We start from the raw sequence: 15,012 nt of genomic DNA, 5'->3' as shown, positions 1-15,012 counted from the left end.
CCAGCGTTCGTCGGACGCGGCGAGGCGGATCACCCCGCTCATTCTCGGCTCGCGCCGCCAGGTGACGGAAGGCGTCGCTCTGGTGGCCCGCACCGGCGAGGCATTGCAGGGCATTTTCCGGGACGTCGAGGCGATGAATGGGCGGATCGGCGAGATGGCGGCGGCGATTGCCGCGCAGTCCGACGATATCGGCGCGATCAATTCGGCAATCGGCTATCTCGACCAGGCGATCCAGCAGAATGCGGCGATGGCCGAAGAGGCCAACGCCGCCACCGCCACCCTTGCCGGGCAGGCGGAGGCGCTTTCGGGGATCGTCGGGCGTTTCCGGTTTGCATCCGGCGCGGCGAAGCCGGACGCGCCGCCGCTTTTGCGCCTGGTGCGGAGCGAGGCGTCCTGATCCGGCCCGGCGTTGCGCGGTTCGGAACCGCGCCGGGCTTCAGACGGCCGGATCGGGCGGCGGGCCGGATAGCAGCGAGCTGCCCCGGGCGACGAGGCGGAGCCCGACCTCGATGCGCTCGGGCGGGAGGGCATCGCCCCGGCGGCGGGCAGCGACCGCGCGGGCCAGCATCGCTCCGGCGCGCTCGCCAATACCCCGCGCATCCACCGCGACGGTGCTGATCGCCGGCACGGCGCAGCGCGACACCTCGAAATCGCCGAAGCCGCCGATGGCGATGCGCGCCGGCACGGCGATACCCCGCCGCTGGCATTCGCCGATCGCGCCGAAGGCGATCAGGTCGCTGGCGCACACGACCGCGTCGATCTCGGGCCAGCGTTCCAGCAGCCGCGCCATGCCCTCGGCGCCGTGGCGCATCGAGAGCGGCGGCTGGCCGTGGCGGAACAGACGAGGCGGGCCGAGCCCGGCGGAAGCCAGCGCCTCTTCATAGCCACGGCCGCGCTCCTCGCCGCGCGGATCGCGCCTTGAGGCGCCGCCGAGAAAGGCGATTCGGCGGCGCCCGATCGATGCGAGATGCGCCGTCATCGCCGCCCCCGCGGCACGGTTGGAGAAGCCGACCACGCCGCCGATGGGGGACGCGGGCAGATCCCATGTCTCGACCACCGGCAGCGCCGAGCGGCCGAGCAAGGCGGCGACGCGCCGGCTGTGCGCCCCGCCGGTCAGCACGATGCCCTCGGGCCGGTGGCGCATCAGCGTGTGGAGCAGCGCCTCCTCGCGGGCGCTGCTGTAGAGCGTGGTGCCCAGCAGCAGGTCGAGCCCTGCCTGGCGGAGCGCGGCCTCAAGCCCGGCGACGGTTTCGGCGAAGTTGGAATTGTCCATCGAGGGAACGATGGCGGCGACGAAGCCGGACCGCCGGCTGGCCAACGCGCCGGCCGCCGCGTGCGGCACATAGCCGAGCCGGGACACCGCCTCCATGATCCGCGCCCGCGTCGGCGCCGCCACCACCGCGCCGCGCAACGCCCGCGAGACGGTCATTTTCGACACGCCGGCGGCGGCGGCGACATCGTCCATCGTCGGCGCGCGATCGAGCGGGGAGGTCATCGCGCCAGCGCCTAGAAGGCGAGCTGGACCTTCACCGCGCGCGCCTTGTCAGCCGCGAGCGCGAAAGCCTCCGCCGCCCGCGCCGCCGGCAGCACCGCGCTGAGCAGGGGGTCGGGGTCGATCGCGCCGGATGCGAGCAGCGCCACCGCCTCGGCGAATTCGGGGCCGAAGCGGAAAGCGCCGGCCAGCTCGATCTCCTTGCTCACCAGCGCCATCAGCGGCAGGGTCATGTCGCCGCCAAGACCGAGCTGGACGATCCGTCCCTGCGGGCGCACCACCGCGATCAGCCCGGCGAGCGAGGCGGCGGCACCCGACGCCTCGATCGCCGCATCGAACCGGCCCTTGCCCTCGGCGAAGCGGGCGAGACCCTCCGGTTTCTGACCGAGATCGACCGTTTCGGTCGCGCCAAGCCGGGCCGCGAGGGCGAGCGGGGCGCCAAGCACGTCGCAGGCGACGATCTCGGCAGCACCACGATGCCGTGCCGCGAGCAAGGCGAGCAAGCCGATCGGCCCCATGCCCGCGATGATCACCCGCATCCCCGGCCCGATCCCCGCCCGCGCCGCGGCGTGCAGCCCCACCGCCAGCGGCTCGGCGAAGGCGGCGCGCTCGACCGACAGCCCCGCCGGCAGCCGGACGAGCTGGCGCGCCGGCACCGTGATCGCGGAGCGGAACGCGCCGTTGATGTGCGGCCGGCGCATCGCGCTGCCGAAGAACCGCATGTCGGCGCAATGCTGCGTCGCCCCGGCAAGGCAGAACCGGCAGGCGCCGCAGGGCAGCGACGGGTCGATCGCCACCGCCTCGCCGGGCGCGAAACCCGACGCGGCGCCGGCAACCTCCACCTCGCCCGCCACCTCATGGCCGAGCACCATCGGCTCGGCCAGGCGCACCGGGCCGAAGCCGCCATGGCGCATGTAATGCAGGTCGGAGCCGCAGATCCCGCCGCGCAGCACCCGCACGCGCACCTCGTCCGGCCCCGGCGGCGGCGCGGGGCGATCCTCGATCCGGAGATCGCCCGCGGCGTGGATCACGATCGCTGTCATGGTGATTTCCTCCTTGAGCGGTGGGCCGGGTTCGTGTTACGGCATCAAAAGTGTTACCGCTAACATGCGCCGGTTTCGGCAGTTCGGCAACCATCCGGCACGAGCCGGCATAAAATTCGAGACCGGCCCGTGCCGGCGGATCAGAAAAATGACCGGCATTTGCCGGTGGAGCCAATAAATGACCGGCATTTGCCGGTCGGGGATGGATACGTGGGACTGACTCTGTTCGACCTTTCGGGCCGCAGGGCCCTGATCACCGGCGGGCGCAGCGGCATCGGCCGCGCCATCGCCACCGGGCTCGCCGAGGCCGGGGCGACGGTCATTCTGAACGCGCGCGACGCCGGGCGGCTGGAGGAGGCCGCCGCCGCGCTGCGCGCCCTCGGGCTCGACGCCCATGCCGCCTGTTTCGATGTCACCGACGCCGACGCCACCGCGGACGCCATCGCGCGGATCGAGGCCGACGGGCCGATCGACATCCTGGTGAATAACGCCGGGCTGCAACACCGCGCCCTGGCGGCGGATTTCCCGCTCGACGCCTTCGACCGGATCATGGCGCTCAATGTCCGCGCCGCCTTCGTGATGGCGCAGACGGTCGGCCGGCGGATGCTCGCCCGCAACCGCGGCAAGATCATCAACATCGCCTCGGTGCAGAGCGAGCTGGGCCGCGCCTCGATCACGCCCTACACGATGAGCAAGGGCGCGGTCCGCCAGCTCACCCGCGGGCTCTGCGCCGAATGGGGCGGGCGGAACATTCAGGTCAACGCCATCGCGCCCGGCTATTTCCGCACCGAGCTGACCGCAACCCTCACCGCCGACGCCGATTTCTCCGCCTGGCTCGCCGCGCGCACGCCGGCCGGGCGCTGGGGCGAGCCGGACGAGCTGAAGGGGGCGGCGATTTTCCTCGCCAGCGCCGCGTCGGATTTCGTCAACGGCCAGATGATCTTCGTCGATGGCGGGCTGACGAGCGTCGTATGACCGCGATCGGGCTGATCGGCGCGGGGGTGATGGGCAGCGCGATCGCCCGCCGCCTGCTCGCCGCCGGGTTCGGCCTGCGCGTGCACGACCGCAATCCGCCGAAGCTCGCCGCCCTCGCCGCGCAGGGCGCCCTGCCCGCCGCCAGCCCGGCCGAGGCCGCGCGGGGTTGCCCCTTCGTCATTCTCAGCCTGAACGATGCCGCCGGCATTCGCGCCGTGATGTTTGGCGCTGGCGGAATCACCAGCGTCGCCGGGCCGGAGACGCTGGTGATCGACATGTCCTCGATCGACCCGGCGGCGACCCGCGCGCTGGCCGCCGGCTTCGCCGCCGCCTGCGGCGGGCGCTGGCTCGATGCCCCGCTCTCCGGCGGCGCCCCCGGCGCGCTGGCCGGGCGGCTCGCCGTGATGGCCGGCGGCACCAGCGCCGATTTCGAATCCGCCCGCACGGTGATGGATCATCTCGCCGCGCGCTTCACCCTGATGGGCGGCACCGGCGCCGGGCAGGCGGCCAAGCTGGCCAACCAGCTGCTCTGCGGCGTCGGCTTCGCCGCCCTCGCCGAGGCGATCGCGCTGGCCGAGGCCGCCGGGGTCGATGCCGCGCGCCTGCCCGAAGCACTGTCCGGCGGCCGCGCCGATTCCGCCATCCTGCGCGAGTTCGGACCGAAATTCGCCGCCCGCGACGAAACCCCGACCGGCCGGCTCGACAACATGGTGAAGGACCTCGCCGGCGCCGCCGGCCTCGCCGCCGAGGCGGGCCTCGCCCTACCGCTGCTCGACGCGACCCTCGCCACCCACCGCGCCCGCATTGCCGAGGGGCTCGGCGGGGCGGATACCGCCGCGCTGATGCGCGCCTTTCCCCGACGCGAAGCGGGCGCGCCATGACCGCGCCGCTGCTTGCCATGCGCGGCAATACCGCGCCACTCCTGGCCATGCGCGGCATCTGCAAGAGTTTCGGCGGCACGCGGGCGCTGGATGCGGTCGATCTCACCGTCAACGCGGGCGAGATCGTCGCCCTGCTCGGCGAGAACGGGGCGGGCAAATCGACGCTGATCAAGATTCTCGCCGGCGTCTACCCGATGGATCGCGGCGAGATCAGCTTTCGCGGCGCGCCGGCCGTGCCGGGCAGCCTGCCGGTGCGGTTCATTCATCAGGATCTCGGCCTGGTGGACTGGATGACGATCGCCGAGAATTTCGGCCTCGCCCTCGGCTTTCCCCGCCGCCTCGGCCTGATCGACCGGCGTGCCGCCGCCCGCCGCGCCGCCGCCGCGCTGGCGGAGCTTGGCGTCGATCTCCACCCCGAAACCCGCATCCGCGACCTTGCCCGCGCCGAGCGCGCCTTGGTCGCCATCGCCCGGGCGCTGGCCGGCGAGGGCGAGATGCTGGTGCTCGACGAACCCACCGCCAGCCTGCCCGCCGCCGAGGTCGAACGGTTGTTCACGGCACTGCGCCGGCTGCGCGCCAAGGGCGTGGGGATGCTCTATGTCTCGCACCGGCTCGACGAGGTGTTTGCCCTGGCCGACCAGGCGGTGGTGCTGCGCGACGGGCGGCTGGCGGGGGCCGGCGCGGTCGCGACACTCGATGCCGGGGCGCTGATCGGCATGATCGTCGGCCACGCCGTCGCCCGGCATCGCCGCGCCGATGCCGCACCCGGCGCGGTCCGGCTCGAATGCCGCGACCTCTCGGTCGCCGGCGGGCCGCCGGTGAACCTTTCGGTCCGCGCCGGGGAAATCCTTGGCCTCGCCGGCCTCGTCGGCGCTGGGCAGGAGCGGCTCGGCCGCGCCCTGTTCGGGCTCGCGCCGCGCAGCGAAGGCCGCATCCTGCTCGACGGAATCGCGTCCGCGCCGGACTCCCCGCAGGCGGCGATGGCGCTCGGCATCGGCTTCGTCGCCGGCGACCGGGTGGGCGAATCGACCGCGCCGCGCCTTTCGGTCGCCGAGAACGCCTTCCTCAACGCCTATGCCCACGGCATGAAGCCGCTTTCCATCGTCCCGCCCGGCCGCCTCGCCCGCCGCGCTGCCGCCCTCGGCCGCGCCGTCGGCCTGCGGCCGAACGATCCGTCGCTGCCGATCGAGCAGCTTTCGGGCGGCAACCAGCAGAAGGTCGTGGTCGGCCGCTGGCTCGACCAGGCCGCCCGGCTGCTGGTGTTCGAGGACCCGACCGCCGGCGTCGATGTCGGCGCCAGGGCCGATATCTACCGCCTCTTCGCCGCCGCCGCCGCGTCCGGGGCGGCGATCGTCGTCGTTTCGTCGGATTTCGAGGAGATCGCCGAATTGTGCGACCGCGCGCTGGTGTTCGATCGCGGCGCCGTGGTCGGCGAGATCGCCGGGGCGGCGCTGACCATGGAACGCCTGCTCGCCGCCGCCTCCGCCGGCATCGCGACGGCGGCACCACCTGAAACCGGGGAGATCCGCGATGGAATCGCTTAAGTCCGACGCGCTGGAGCCGAGCGGCGCCGAACGCGCCGTCCTGCCGCGCGCCGAACTCCGCCGCCGCCTGCTCACCGTCTATGGCCTGCCGATCCTCACGGTGGCACTGATCGTGCTGTTCTCGCTGCTGCTGCCGGACACGTTCCCCACCGCCGGCAACATGCGGGCGATCTTCGTGGTGAAATCGGTCGTCGCCCTGCTCGCCCTCACCGCCCTGCCGCCGATGATCGCCGGGCGGATCGACCTGACCGTGGGCTACGGCATCGTGCTGTGGTCGATCATCGCGATCAGCCTGCAGGTGCAGTATCACTGGCCCTGGCCGCTGGCTGTGCTGGCGGTGCTCGCGCTCGGCGGGCTGTTCGGGCTGATGAACGGCATGCTGGTCGAGATCGCGCAGATCGACAGTTTCATCGCCACCCTCGGCACCGGCACCATCATCTACGCCCTCGCCGAATGGTATACCGGCGGCGAGCAGGTGGTGGGCACGCTGCCCGCCGCCTTCACCGCCATCAATGACGGCCGCCTGTTCGGCCTCGTGCCATTCCCCGCGCTCTACGTGCTGGTGGTGGCGCTGCTGCTCTGGCTGGTGACGGAGCGGATGCCGCTCGGCCGCGTGCTGTATGCGATCGGCGCCAACCGCCGCGCCGCCGAGCTGAACGGCATCGCGGTGCGGCGGCACGTTATCCTCGTGTTCGTCGCCTCCGGCGTGCTGACCGCCTTCGCCTCGGTGGTGTTGGCGGCACAGCTGCGGATCGGCGCGACCAGCCTCGGGCTGAGCTACCTGCTGCCCGCTTTGGTCGGCGCCTTTCTCGGCTCGACCACGATCCGCCCCGGCCGGGTGAATGTGTGGGGCACGGTGGTGGCGGAGCTGCTGCTCGCGGTCGGCATTTCCGGCATCGAGCAGCTCGGCGGCGCGTTCTTCGTCTCCAGCCTGTTCAACGGCGTCACCCTCGTGGTCTCGATCGGCCTGGCCGGTCTCGCGCAGCGGCGACGCGGCGTTCTCATCAAGGCGGCGCCGCCGGCGACCGCCGCAACCGGGGAGGACTCATGAAAAAGAACATCACACTGCTGGCGGCGCTGGCCGTCGCCGGCTTCACGGCACAAGCGCTGGCCGCGCCGTCGATGCTCGCGACGGCGCGCCAGTATGTCGCCGCCGCGACCAATCCCGCCCTGCCCTATACCGGGCCGACCACCGGGCCCAAGGCGGTGGCGGGCAAGTTCATCGTCTATGTCTCGTCGAACCAGTCGAATGGCGGGGCGCGCGGCGTGGGCAAGGCGGTGCGCGCGGCGGCGACGGCGATCGGCTGGCGCTTCCGCCTGCTCGACGGCAAGGGCACGGCGGCCGGGCAGAACGCCGCCCTGTCGGAGGCGATCGCGCTGAAACCCGCCGGCATCGTCCTTGGCGGGCTGGATGCGACGCAATCCGCCCCGTTCATCGAACAGGCCGACAAGGCCGGGATCAAGGTGGTCGGCTGGAATGTCAGCCCCAAGCCGGGCCCGATCGCGAAGCCGGCCATCGTCTACAACGTCGCGCAGGACCCGCTGGAGGTCGCCCGCGCCGCAGCACTCTACGCTATCGCCCGCTCGGACGGGCATGCCGGCGTCGTCATCTTCACCACCAGCGAATTCTCGATCGCGCTCGCCAAATCGAACCGGATGGCGGCGATCATCCGCGATTGCAAGGGCTGCCACCTGCTCGGCATCGAGAACGTGCCGCTCTCCTCGACCGCGACGCGGATGCCGCAGGTGACCGCGGCGCTGCTTGCCAAATACGGCAAGAAATGGACCTATTCGCTCGCCATCAACGACCTCTATTACGACTACATGGCGCCTGGCCTGTCCGCCGCCGGGCATCGCGGCGACGGCCCGCCCTACAACGTTTCGGCGGGCGACGGCTCGCAATCGGCCTTCCAGCGCATCCGCTCGAAACAGTTCCAGACCGCGACCGTCGCCGCACCGCTGGAGCTGGAGGGCTGGCAATGCGTCGATGAACTGAACCGCGCCTTCGCCGGGCAGAAGCCGGTCGCCGAGCCTGACCCGGTGCATCTGTTTACCCCGGAAAACGTCAACCAGGACGGCGGCGACAAGGACGTGTTCAATCCGCCGAACGGCTACAAGAGGGTGTTTCTGCGGATCTGGGGCCGCGCCGGCTGACCCCGGCGCGCAAGACCGACTCGCCGGCTGACCCCGGCGCGCAAAGCCGACGCGCCGGCTGACCCCGGCGCGCAAGACCGACGCGCCGGTTGACCCCGGCGCGCAAGACCAACGCGCCGGCTGACCCCGGCGCGGGACGCTGCCACGCTGTTTTCGCGGTGATGGCAAACGAGCGGTTTGGGTATAGGCTGCGCATTAGAGCATCATCCGATCAGATGGAGCCATCTGATCGGATAAAGATGCTCTGATCATCAATATCATAGAGCACTACATCCGATCCGGATGGATCGGAAAGTGCTCTAGCGCATGGCGGCGGGGCCACGGTGGCACCGCCGCCACGGCGCGAAGGAGCGGGGCCATGCCGACCACGATCGAACTGCCCGACCGAATCATCGTCGATCCCGCCATCACCACGCTGCGACGACATATCCACCACTGGCAGCGGGTGCAGGACATTGCCGGACTGCTGGCCTTTGTGCTGTTCGCCGCAACGCCGCTGGTGATGACGCTGACGTTCTGAGGCGTCCGGCACGTCCTCGCGGGCGGGGACGTGCGGTGTTGCCGGTTCAGACCACGCGGTTGGCGGGAGACTGGCCGGCGAGGACGGCCTCGATCCCGTCCAGCGCCAGCATGCCCATCGCAGTGCGGGTCTCGCGCGTGGCGCTGCCGAGATGGGGCAGCAGGACGACGTTCTCCAGGCCGAGATAGACCTCGGGCACGGCGGGTTCGGCGGGAAAGACGTCGAGCCCGGCGGCGCCGAGATGGCCGCTGGCGAGTGATGCGGCGAGGGCTTCATCGTCGATCGTGGTGCCGCGGCCGGTATTGATGACGATGGCGCCCGGTTTGAGGCGGGCGATGCGCGAAGCGTTCAGCCAGTGCCGCGTCGCGTCGCCGCCGGGCAGGTGGATCGACAGCACGTCCGCCGCGGCGAGGAAATCGGCCTCGTCGGCGATAAAGGCGGCGCCGCCCTCCTGCGCCGGGGCGAGGCGGCGGCGGTTGTGATAGACCACGCGCATCGACAGGCCCTGCGCCATCCGCGCCAGCGCCTGGCCGATGCGGCCCATGCCGAGGATGCCGAGCGTCTTGCCCTCAAGGCTGGTGCCGAGGAGGTAGGTCGGCGTCCAGCCCGGCCAGGCGCGGGCGCGGACGATGCGCTCGCCCTCGCCGGTGCGGCGGGCGGCGGCGAGCATCAGCGTGAGCGCAAGCTCGGCGGTGGCGAAGGAGAGCACGTCCGGCGTGTTGACCACGGCGAGGCCGCGCGATTTGGCGGCGTCGAGATCGATATGGTCGGTGCCGACGGAGAAGGTGGCGAGGACGCGCAGGCCGGCAGGGATGCGGGCAATCGCGGCGGCGTCGAGCCGGTCGGCGGGGGTGACCAGGGCGGCGGCGGCGCCATCGAGCGCGGCGAGGAAGGACTCGGCGTCGAAGGCGCCGTCCTGCGCGAGGAAGCGGGCGGCGAAGCCCTCGGCGGCGCGGGCCTCGACCGGTTCGGGCAGCACGCGGGAGATGGTCAGTCCTGGTTTCATGGGCGGTCCTTGAGTTCGGCCAGCGCGTCCCGCGTGTCGAAATCGCGCAGGACGGCATCGTCGGGCATTTCGACCTCGGCGATCCGGTCGACATGACGGGCGAGGATGTGGCGCGCGCCGGCATCGCCGGTGAGGGCGGCGATTTCGGGGAAGAAGCTCCGATCCCAGAGGATCGGGTTGCCGCGGCGGCCGCGATGGGTGGGGACGACGATGGCGCGGCCCTCGTCGGGATCGTAGGCGGCGATCAGCCGGTCGATCGCGGCGGCGTCGACCAGCGGCATGTCGCCAAGGCAGATCAGCGCCGCCGCCGTGTCCGCCGGCAGGGCGTTGATGCCGGCGGCGAGGCTCGCGGCCATGCCGGACGCGAAGCCAGCGGCGTGGACGAAGCGGACCGGGCGGCCGGTCAGCGCCTCGCGCACCGCATCGTCCTGATGGCCGGTGACGACGAGGACGAGGGCGGCGCGGGCGGCGAGCGCGTGATCGACCGTCGCGGCGACGAGGGCGCGGCCATCCTGCAGGCGGGCAAGGAGCTTGTTCTGCGGAGCGGCGCGCGAGGAGCGTCCGGCGGCCAGCACGATGACGGCGATTTTCGGCGCGGTGCGGCGGGCGGCGCGCGGCACGCGGGGTTCGGGGCGGGGGGCGAAATCCTTGAGCAGGCCGCCAATGCCCAACGAGGCGATCAGCGCGTCGTCGAGCGGTTCGCCGGCGAAGACGCGGTCGAGCACGAAATCGATGCCGTTGAGCCTCGGGCTGCGGGCGCAGCCGGGCAGGACGATGGCCGGCACCGCGCCGATGCGGCCGAAGCAGAGCAGGTTGCCGGGATCGACCGGCATGCCGAAGCGATCGATCCGGCCGCCGGCTTCGGTGATGGCGGCGGGGGCGACATCGGCGCGGTCGGTCACGGCGGAGGCGCCGGCGATCAGCACGAGATCGGCCCCCTGGGCGAGGAGCGCGTCGATCGCCGCGCGGATCGGCGCGGTTTCGTGCGGGGTCTCGATCGGGTCGAGCAGGGCGCCGCCGCGGGCGGCGACGCGCTGGCGGGTCGCCTCGATCGTGTTGCGGATCGCCGCGTCCTTCAGTTGCGGCAGGCGGGAGAGGACGAGGCCGGTGCGCAACGGCCGGAACGCCTCGATCCGCAGCGGCGCGCCCGCGCCGAGCAGGGACGCGGCGCGCGCCATCACCGCGCCGGGACGGCGAAGGGGACGATCTTGAGGGTTGCCAGCATGTCGCCGGGGGCGACGGGCGCGGCATCCGGCAGGGTGCCGAGGGCGATCGCCTCGTCGAGCCCGTTAAGGGCGGCGATGGCGGCGGCATCGAGGCGGAACAGGCCGTGGGCTTCGGCGAAGACGTTGACGCGGCCATGCACCGGGGCGGCGACGCGCAGACCGGGGCCGGCGAAATGGGCGCCGAGGCGGCGGGCGGCGTCTTCCTCCGGCACGTCGCCCGGTTCGAGCCGGGCGACGGTGACCTCGGCATGGCCGGCGGCGCGCAGGGCGGCGATCAGGGCGTCATCGAGCACCGCACCCTTGTGGATGACGCGATCGCGCGTCTTGAGGCTGTGGGCGAGGATGGCGCCGGCGAGATCGGCCGCGAGCGGGGCGGCGCCGAAGATCATGGCGCGGCGAGGCGACCGCGGCGGGCGGCGACGATTTCGGCGATGATCGACAGGGCGATCTCGGGCGCGGTGACGGCGCCGATATCGAGGCCGACCGGGGCGCGGATGCGGGCGAGCGCGGCATCATCGACCCCGACGGCGCGCAGGCGATCGAGCCGGGCGGCGTGGGTTTTCCGCGAGCCGAGCGCGCCGACATAGAACGGATCGGCGGCCAGCGCCCGGCGCAGCGCCGGATCGTCGAGCTTGGGGTCGTGCGTGAGGGTGACGACGGCGGTGCGGGAATCGAGGCCGAGGCGGTCCAGCGCCTCGTCCGGCCAGTCGGTCGCGATGGCGACGCCGGGAAGCGATCCGCGGTGGCGAAGGCGCGGCGGGGATCGACCACGGTGACGGCGAAGCCGGAGGCCAGCGCGAAAGGCACCAGCGCCTGGGCGATGTGCACCGCGCCGATGACGAGCAGCCGGGGGGACGGGTTGCGCGACTCGATGAACCAGGCGTCGTCGCCGATGGTGACGGTGCCGCTGCGGTCGGCGGCAAGCATGGCAGCGGCCTCGGCGGCAAGTGCGGCGGGGGCGGCCTCGTCCGGCAGGATGAAGGCAGCACCAGTGGCGAGGTTGGTGGCGAAGGCGACCGGGCGGCGGGCGGCGGCGGCTTCGCGCAGGGCTGCGAGATGGGCGGCCTTCACGAGAGCTTTTCCACGAAGACCGAGACCTTGCCGCCACAGGCGAGGCCGACCTCCCAGGCGCGTTCGTCGGTGACGCCGTAATCGAGGCGCTGCGGCGCGCCGGTTTCGATGCTGCGCTGGGCGGCCTCGGCCACCGCGCCCTCGATGCAGCCGCCGGAGACCGAGCCGGCGATGCGACCGGAGGCGGTGACGGCCATGCGGCTGCCGACGCGGCGCGGCGAGCTGCCCCAGGTGCTGGTGACGGTGGCGATGGCCACCTGCTCGCCTTCCGCGTGCCAGGCGGCGGCGATTCCGAGAATGTCCTCGGCGTCGGATACGGTGTCGCTCATTGGCGGGTCTCCCACAGGGCGGCGGCCTGCAGACGCGGCGGCGCCTCGCCCGACAGGGCTTGGACCAGGCTGCGCAGGCTGGCCAGGTTATGCACCGGGCGGAACTCGTCGACATAGGGCAGCATCGCCCGTGCGCCTTGCGATTTCGGCGCGAAGCCATCGTAGCGCAAGAGCGGATTGAGCCAGATCAGCCGGCGCGAGGAACGGTGCAGCCTTGCCATGTTGTCGGCGAGGCCGACGGCGCCCTCGCGGTCGAGCCCGTCGGTGACGAGAAGGACGACAGCACCCTGCGCCAGCACGCGGCGGGCCCAGAGCCGGTTGAACTGGCCGAGCGCCTCGCCGATGCGGGTGCCGCCCGACCAGTCCGGCACCGCGCTGGCGACCTGCTCGAACGCCTCTTCCGGGTCGCGCCGGGCGAGCTGGCGGGTGATGTTGGTCAGCCTCGTGCCGAAGAGGAAGGTGGTGACGCGCTCGCGGTCGTTGGCGACGGCGTGGAGGAAGTTCAGCAGGATCTGCGCGTAGCGGGCCATCGAGCCGGAAATGTCGCACAGGACGACGAGCGGCGGCGGGCGGGTGAGCGGCACGCGGCGGGCGATGTCGAACACCTCGCCGGAATGACGCATCGAATCGCGCAGGGTGCGCTTGAGATCGACCCGGCTGCCGCGGGCGGCGAGGCGGAAGCGGCGGGTGCGGCGTTCATCGAGCGGCAAGGCGAGACGGGCGATCTCGGTCTTGGCGGCGGCGATCTCCTCGGCGCTCATCGCCTCGAAATCGAGGGTTTCGAGGCGTTCCTGGGCGGAGGCGGAGAGGATCGCGTCGATCTCGCGGCGTTCGTCGGGGCGGGGTTCCTGCTCGCGTGCCTTCGCCGCCGCCATCGCCTCGGCAAGGCGGCGGGCGCCGGCGGCGGCCTTCTCCTCGCGCGGGGCGCGGCCATCCATCGCCGCCAGCATCTGGGCGAATTTCGCGGCATCGGGGTTGCGCCAGAAGGCCGAGAAGGCCTGGTCGAACAGCAGCGCGTGCTCGTGCCGGCGCAGCATCACCGCTTGCAGGGCCGCGCGCATCACCCGCCGGTCGGTGATGTCGACATGGGTGAGTGCCTCGGCGGCGGCGATGACCTCGCCGGGGCCGACGGGCAGGCCGGCGCGCCGGAGCAGGCGCGCGAAATGCATCACGTTCGGCGCGAGCCGGCCCGTATCGGAGGCACTCATGCCGCCTGGATCGCCTCCCCGGTGAGGCGGGCGGCGGTCTCGCCACGGATTTTCGCGATGTCGTCCTGGTATTTCAGCAGGGCGCCGAGCGTGTCCTCGACCGCGGCGGGGGCGAGTTCGACCTCGTCGAGCGCGGCGAGGGCGGAGGCCCAGTCGATCGTTTCGGCGACGCCGGGGAGCTTGAAGATGTCGGTGGTGCGGATGCGCTGGACGAACGCGACCACCTGGGCGGAGAGCTTCGCCGGCACCGCAGGCGCGCGGGCGGCGAGGATGGCGCGCTCGCGGGCGGCATCGGGATAGTCGACCCACTGGTAGAGGCAGCGGCGGCGGATCGCGTCGTGCACCTCGCGGGTGCGGTTGGAGGTGATGACGACGACGGGTTTCGTCGCCGCGGCGATGGTGCCCAGCTCGGGAATGGTGATCTGGAAATCGCCCAGCAATTCGAGGAGGAAGGCCTCGAAGGGCTCGTCCGCGCGGTCGAGCTCGTCGATCAGCAGGACGGCGGGCGACAGGCCCGGATCGATCGCCGAGAGCAGCGGCCGGCGGAGCAGGAATTCGGCAGAATACAGCGTCTCGCGCAGGGAGGCGCGGCTGGCGCCGCGGATTCGGCGAGGCGGATTTCCATCAGCTGGCGGGCGTGATCCCACTCATAGGCTGCGGCGGCGAGATCGAGCCCGTCATAGCATTGCAGGCGCACCAGACGCCGGCCGAGCTGCTCGGCCAGGACCTTGGCGATCTCGGTCTTGCCGGTGCCGGGCTCGCCCTCAAGGAACAGGGGGCGCCCCATGGCGAGGGCGAGATGCACGCTGGTGGCCAGCGCCCGGTCGGCAACGTAGTTGCCGCGGGCGAGCAGTTCGGCGGTTTCGGCGACGGTGCGCGGGAGGGCGGTTTCGGTCATCCGATGTATTTGGAGAGGACCAGTGCCACGACAACCGCCGAAATGATGATCGGCACCCAGATCCCGAGGGGCAGGCCGGCGATGACGGGGTTGCTGCGATCCTCGCCATGGGCGGGGTGGGCGTGATCGTGGGCGTGGTCGGCCATGCTGGCGGTCTCCTTGGTTTGGTCCGGCGCGGGAGCCGGGACGGCTGCCGGGGCGGGGGCGAGTTTTTCGGAAAATTTGGTGAAGAAGGACTCGGCGTAGGATTTCGCCACCGAATCGATCAGCCGGGCGCCGAGCTGGGCCATCTTGCCGCCGATCTGCGCGGAGACCTGATAGGTCAGCTTCGTGCCGCCCTCGGCATCGGCGAGCTGGACCTTCGCGCCGCCCTTGGCGAAGCCGGCGACACCGCCCTGCCCTTCGCCGGAAATCGTGTAGGAATTGGGCGGATCGAGATCGGCCAGCGTCACCTTGCCATTGAAGCGCGCGGAAATCGGGCCGATCTTGGCGGCAACCGTCGCGGCCATCTCGGTATCGGAGTGCTTTTCAATGGATTCGCAGCCCTGTATGCACGCCTTGAGGACTTCGGGGTCGTTCAGCGCGTCCCATACCGCCGCGCGCGGCGCGGCGATCAGCCGTTCTCCCGACATTTCCATGAGGCTTGCTCTCCTTCGTGACCGTGT

General features: G+C 71.9%; 15 protein-coding genes and 3 pseudogenes. 7 read left to right on the top strand and 11 right to left on the bottom strand.

Features of this window, described 5'->3' with window-relative positions:
- A pseudogene (locus tag ACIDOCELLA78_RS87085) lies at positions 1–397 on the top strand (hypothetical protein); the annotation flags it as partial.
- Between the two features lie 39 nt (positions 398–436).
- Here ACIDOCELLA78_RS87085 and ACIDOCELLA78_RS87080 read toward each other — a convergent pair.
- On the bottom strand, positions 437–1,495 hold the full coding sequence (locus ACIDOCELLA78_RS87080) for a LacI family DNA-binding transcriptional regulator (protein ID WP_201728378.1): 1,059 nt from the start codon (positions 1,493–1,495) through the stop codon (positions 437–439).
- 11 nt (positions 1,496–1,506) lie between these two features.
- Positions 1,507–2,535 (bottom strand): L-idonate 5-dehydrogenase, encoded by a 1,029-nt coding sequence (locus ACIDOCELLA78_RS87075; RefSeq protein ID WP_201728377.1) that lies wholly within the window; start codon positions 2,533–2,535, stop codon positions 1,507–1,509.
- A 210-nt stretch (positions 2,536–2,745) separates the two neighbouring features.
- Here ACIDOCELLA78_RS87075 and ACIDOCELLA78_RS87070 point away from each other — a divergent pair, with 210 nt between their 5' ends.
- The 6 genes from ACIDOCELLA78_RS87070 (at position 2,746) to ACIDOCELLA78_RS87045 (ending at position 8,609) form a co-directional block, all read left to right on the top strand.
- Entirely contained in the window at positions 2,746–3,510 is a 765-nt protein-coding gene (locus ACIDOCELLA78_RS87070; protein ID WP_201728376.1) for a glucose 1-dehydrogenase, read from the top strand.
- On the top strand, positions 3,507–4,391 hold the full coding sequence (locus ACIDOCELLA78_RS87065) for an NAD(P)-dependent oxidoreductase (RefSeq protein ID WP_201728375.1): 885 nt from the start codon (positions 3,507–3,509) through the stop codon (positions 4,389–4,391). The genes ACIDOCELLA78_RS87070 and ACIDOCELLA78_RS87065 overlap by 4 nt, the downstream gene beginning before the upstream one ends.
- Positions 4,388–5,935: a sugar ABC transporter ATP-binding protein gene (locus ACIDOCELLA78_RS87060; RefSeq protein WP_249675598.1), complete on the top strand. Its 1,548-nt coding sequence runs from the start codon at positions 4,388–4,390 to the stop codon at positions 5,933–5,935. Before ACIDOCELLA78_RS87065 ends, ACIDOCELLA78_RS87060 begins: the two co-directional genes overlap by 4 nt.
- Positions 5,922–6,986 (top strand): ABC transporter permease, encoded by a 1,065-nt coding sequence (locus tag ACIDOCELLA78_RS87055; RefSeq protein ID WP_201728374.1) that lies wholly within the window; start codon positions 5,922–5,924, stop codon positions 6,984–6,986. The genes ACIDOCELLA78_RS87060 and ACIDOCELLA78_RS87055 overlap by 14 nt, the downstream gene beginning before the upstream one ends.
- Complete coding sequence (locus tag ACIDOCELLA78_RS87050; protein ID WP_201728373.1) at positions 6,983–8,089, top strand: substrate-binding domain-containing protein; 1,107 nt, start codon at positions 6,983–6,985, stop codon at positions 8,087–8,089. The genes ACIDOCELLA78_RS87055 and ACIDOCELLA78_RS87050 overlap by 4 nt, the downstream gene beginning before the upstream one ends.
- Positions 8,090–8,447: 358 nt before the next feature.
- Positions 8,448–8,609, top strand: coding sequence for a hypothetical protein (locus ACIDOCELLA78_RS87045; protein WP_201728372.1), 162 nt, complete (start codon positions 8,448–8,450; stop codon positions 8,607–8,609).
- Between the two features lie 46 nt (positions 8,610–8,655).
- Here ACIDOCELLA78_RS87045 and ACIDOCELLA78_RS87040 read toward each other — a convergent pair whose 3' ends face one another.
- The 9 genes and pseudogenes from ACIDOCELLA78_RS87040 to ACIDOCELLA78_RS87000 all read right to left on the bottom strand — a co-directional run bounded on the left by ACIDOCELLA78_RS87040 (position 8,656) and on the right by ACIDOCELLA78_RS87000 (position 14,985).
- Positions 8,656–9,615, bottom strand: coding sequence for a D-glycerate dehydrogenase (locus tag ACIDOCELLA78_RS87040; RefSeq protein ID WP_201728371.1), 960 nt, complete (start codon positions 9,613–9,615; stop codon positions 8,656–8,658).
- Positions 9,612–10,793 carry an NTP transferase domain-containing protein gene (locus tag ACIDOCELLA78_RS87035; protein WP_307850882.1) on the bottom strand — a complete coding sequence of 394 codons (1,182 nt, stop codon included), beginning with the start codon at positions 10,791–10,793 and terminating at the stop codon, positions 9,612–9,614. Before ACIDOCELLA78_RS87035 ends, ACIDOCELLA78_RS87040 begins: the two co-directional genes overlap by 4 nt.
- The gene (locus ACIDOCELLA78_RS87030; protein ID WP_307850881.1) at positions 10,793–11,134 is read right to left on the bottom strand and encodes a hypothetical protein; all 342 of its coding nucleotides are present in this window, start codon (positions 11,132–11,134) and stop codon (positions 10,793–10,795) included. The genes ACIDOCELLA78_RS87035 and ACIDOCELLA78_RS87030 overlap by 1 nt, the downstream gene beginning before the upstream one ends.
- Positions 11,135–11,226: 92 nt before the next feature.
- Entirely contained in the window at positions 11,227–11,532 is a 306-nt protein-coding gene (locus ACIDOCELLA78_RS87025) for an XdhC family protein (RefSeq protein ID WP_283770827.1), read from the bottom strand.
- A gap of 89 nt (positions 11,533–11,621) precedes the next feature.
- Positions 11,622–11,768 (bottom strand): annotated as a pseudogene (locus ACIDOCELLA78_RS87020) (xanthine dehydrogenase); the annotation flags it as partial.
- Positions 11,769–11,908: 140 nt separating this feature from the next.
- Positions 11,909–12,241 carry an XdhC family protein gene (locus ACIDOCELLA78_RS87015; protein ID WP_201728370.1) on the bottom strand — a complete coding sequence of 111 codons (333 nt, stop codon included), beginning with the start codon at positions 12,239–12,241 and terminating at the stop codon, positions 11,909–11,911.
- Positions 12,238–13,449: a VWA domain-containing protein gene (locus tag ACIDOCELLA78_RS87010; RefSeq protein WP_201728369.1), complete on the bottom strand. Its 1,212-nt coding sequence runs from the start codon at positions 13,447–13,449 to the stop codon at positions 12,238–12,240. The genes ACIDOCELLA78_RS87015 and ACIDOCELLA78_RS87010 overlap by 4 nt, the downstream gene beginning before the upstream one ends.
- Positions 13,446–14,347, bottom strand: a pseudogene (locus ACIDOCELLA78_RS87005) (AAA family ATPase). Before ACIDOCELLA78_RS87005 ends, ACIDOCELLA78_RS87010 begins: the two are co-directional and overlap by 4 nt.
- On the bottom strand, positions 14,344–14,985 hold the full coding sequence (locus tag ACIDOCELLA78_RS87000) for a carbon monoxide dehydrogenase subunit G (protein WP_201728368.1): 642 nt from the start codon (positions 14,983–14,985) through the stop codon (positions 14,344–14,346). The pseudogene ACIDOCELLA78_RS87005 and the gene ACIDOCELLA78_RS87000 overlap by 4 nt, the downstream one beginning before the upstream one ends.
- Positions 14,986–15,012 lie beyond the last annotated feature (27 nt).

It is taken from the genome of Acidocella sp. C78, from assembly GCF_907164655.1.
This window is presented reverse-complemented; position numbering and strand designations above follow the sequence as displayed.

What these genes read in the sequence shown, in the direction of transcription:
- ACIDOCELLA78_RS87065 (WP_201728375.1), top strand. Translation starts at nt 3,507, where the DNA reads ATGACCGCGATCGGGCTGATCGGCGCGGGGGTGATGGGCAGCGCGATC.
- ACIDOCELLA78_RS87045 (WP_201728372.1), top strand. Translation starts at nt 8,448, where the DNA reads ATGCCGACCACGATCGAACTGCCCGACCGAATCATCGTCGATCCCGCC.
- ACIDOCELLA78_RS87080 (WP_201728378.1), bottom strand. Translation starts at nt 1,495, where the DNA reads ATGACCTCCCCGCTCGATCGCGCGCCGACGATGGACGATGTCGCCGCC.
- ACIDOCELLA78_RS87015 (WP_201728370.1), bottom strand. Translation starts at nt 12,241, where the DNA reads ATGAGCGACACCGTATCCGACGCCGAGGACATTCTCGGAATCGCCGCC.
- ACIDOCELLA78_RS87000 (WP_201728368.1), bottom strand. Translation starts at nt 14,985, where the DNA reads ATGGAAATGTCGGGAGAACGGCTGATCGCCGCGCCGCGCGCGGCGGTA.
- ACIDOCELLA78_RS87060 (WP_249675598.1), top strand. Translation starts at nt 4,388, where the DNA reads ATGACCGCGCCGCTGCTTGCCATGCGCGGCAATACCGCGCCACTCCTG.
- ACIDOCELLA78_RS87075 (WP_201728377.1), bottom strand. Translation starts at nt 2,535, where the DNA reads ATGACAGCGATCGTGATCCACGCCGCGGGCGATCTCCGGATCGAGGAT.
- ACIDOCELLA78_RS87035 (WP_307850882.1), bottom strand. Translation starts at nt 10,793, where the DNA reads ATGGCGCGCGCCGCGTCCCTGCTCGGCGCGGGCGCGCCGCTGCGGATC.
- ACIDOCELLA78_RS87050 (WP_201728373.1), top strand. Translation starts at nt 6,983, where the DNA reads ATGAAAAAGAACATCACACTGCTGGCGGCGCTGGCCGTCGCCGGCTTC.
- ACIDOCELLA78_RS87055 (WP_201728374.1), top strand. Translation starts at nt 5,922, where the DNA reads ATGGAATCGCTTAAGTCCGACGCGCTGGAGCCGAGCGGCGCCGAACGC.
- ACIDOCELLA78_RS87040 (WP_201728371.1), bottom strand. Translation starts at nt 9,615, where the DNA reads ATGAAACCAGGACTGACCATCTCCCGCGTGCTGCCCGAACCGGTCGAG.
- ACIDOCELLA78_RS87010 (WP_201728369.1), bottom strand. Translation starts at nt 13,449, where the DNA reads ATGAGTGCCTCCGATACGGGCCGGCTCGCGCCGAACGTGATGCATTTC.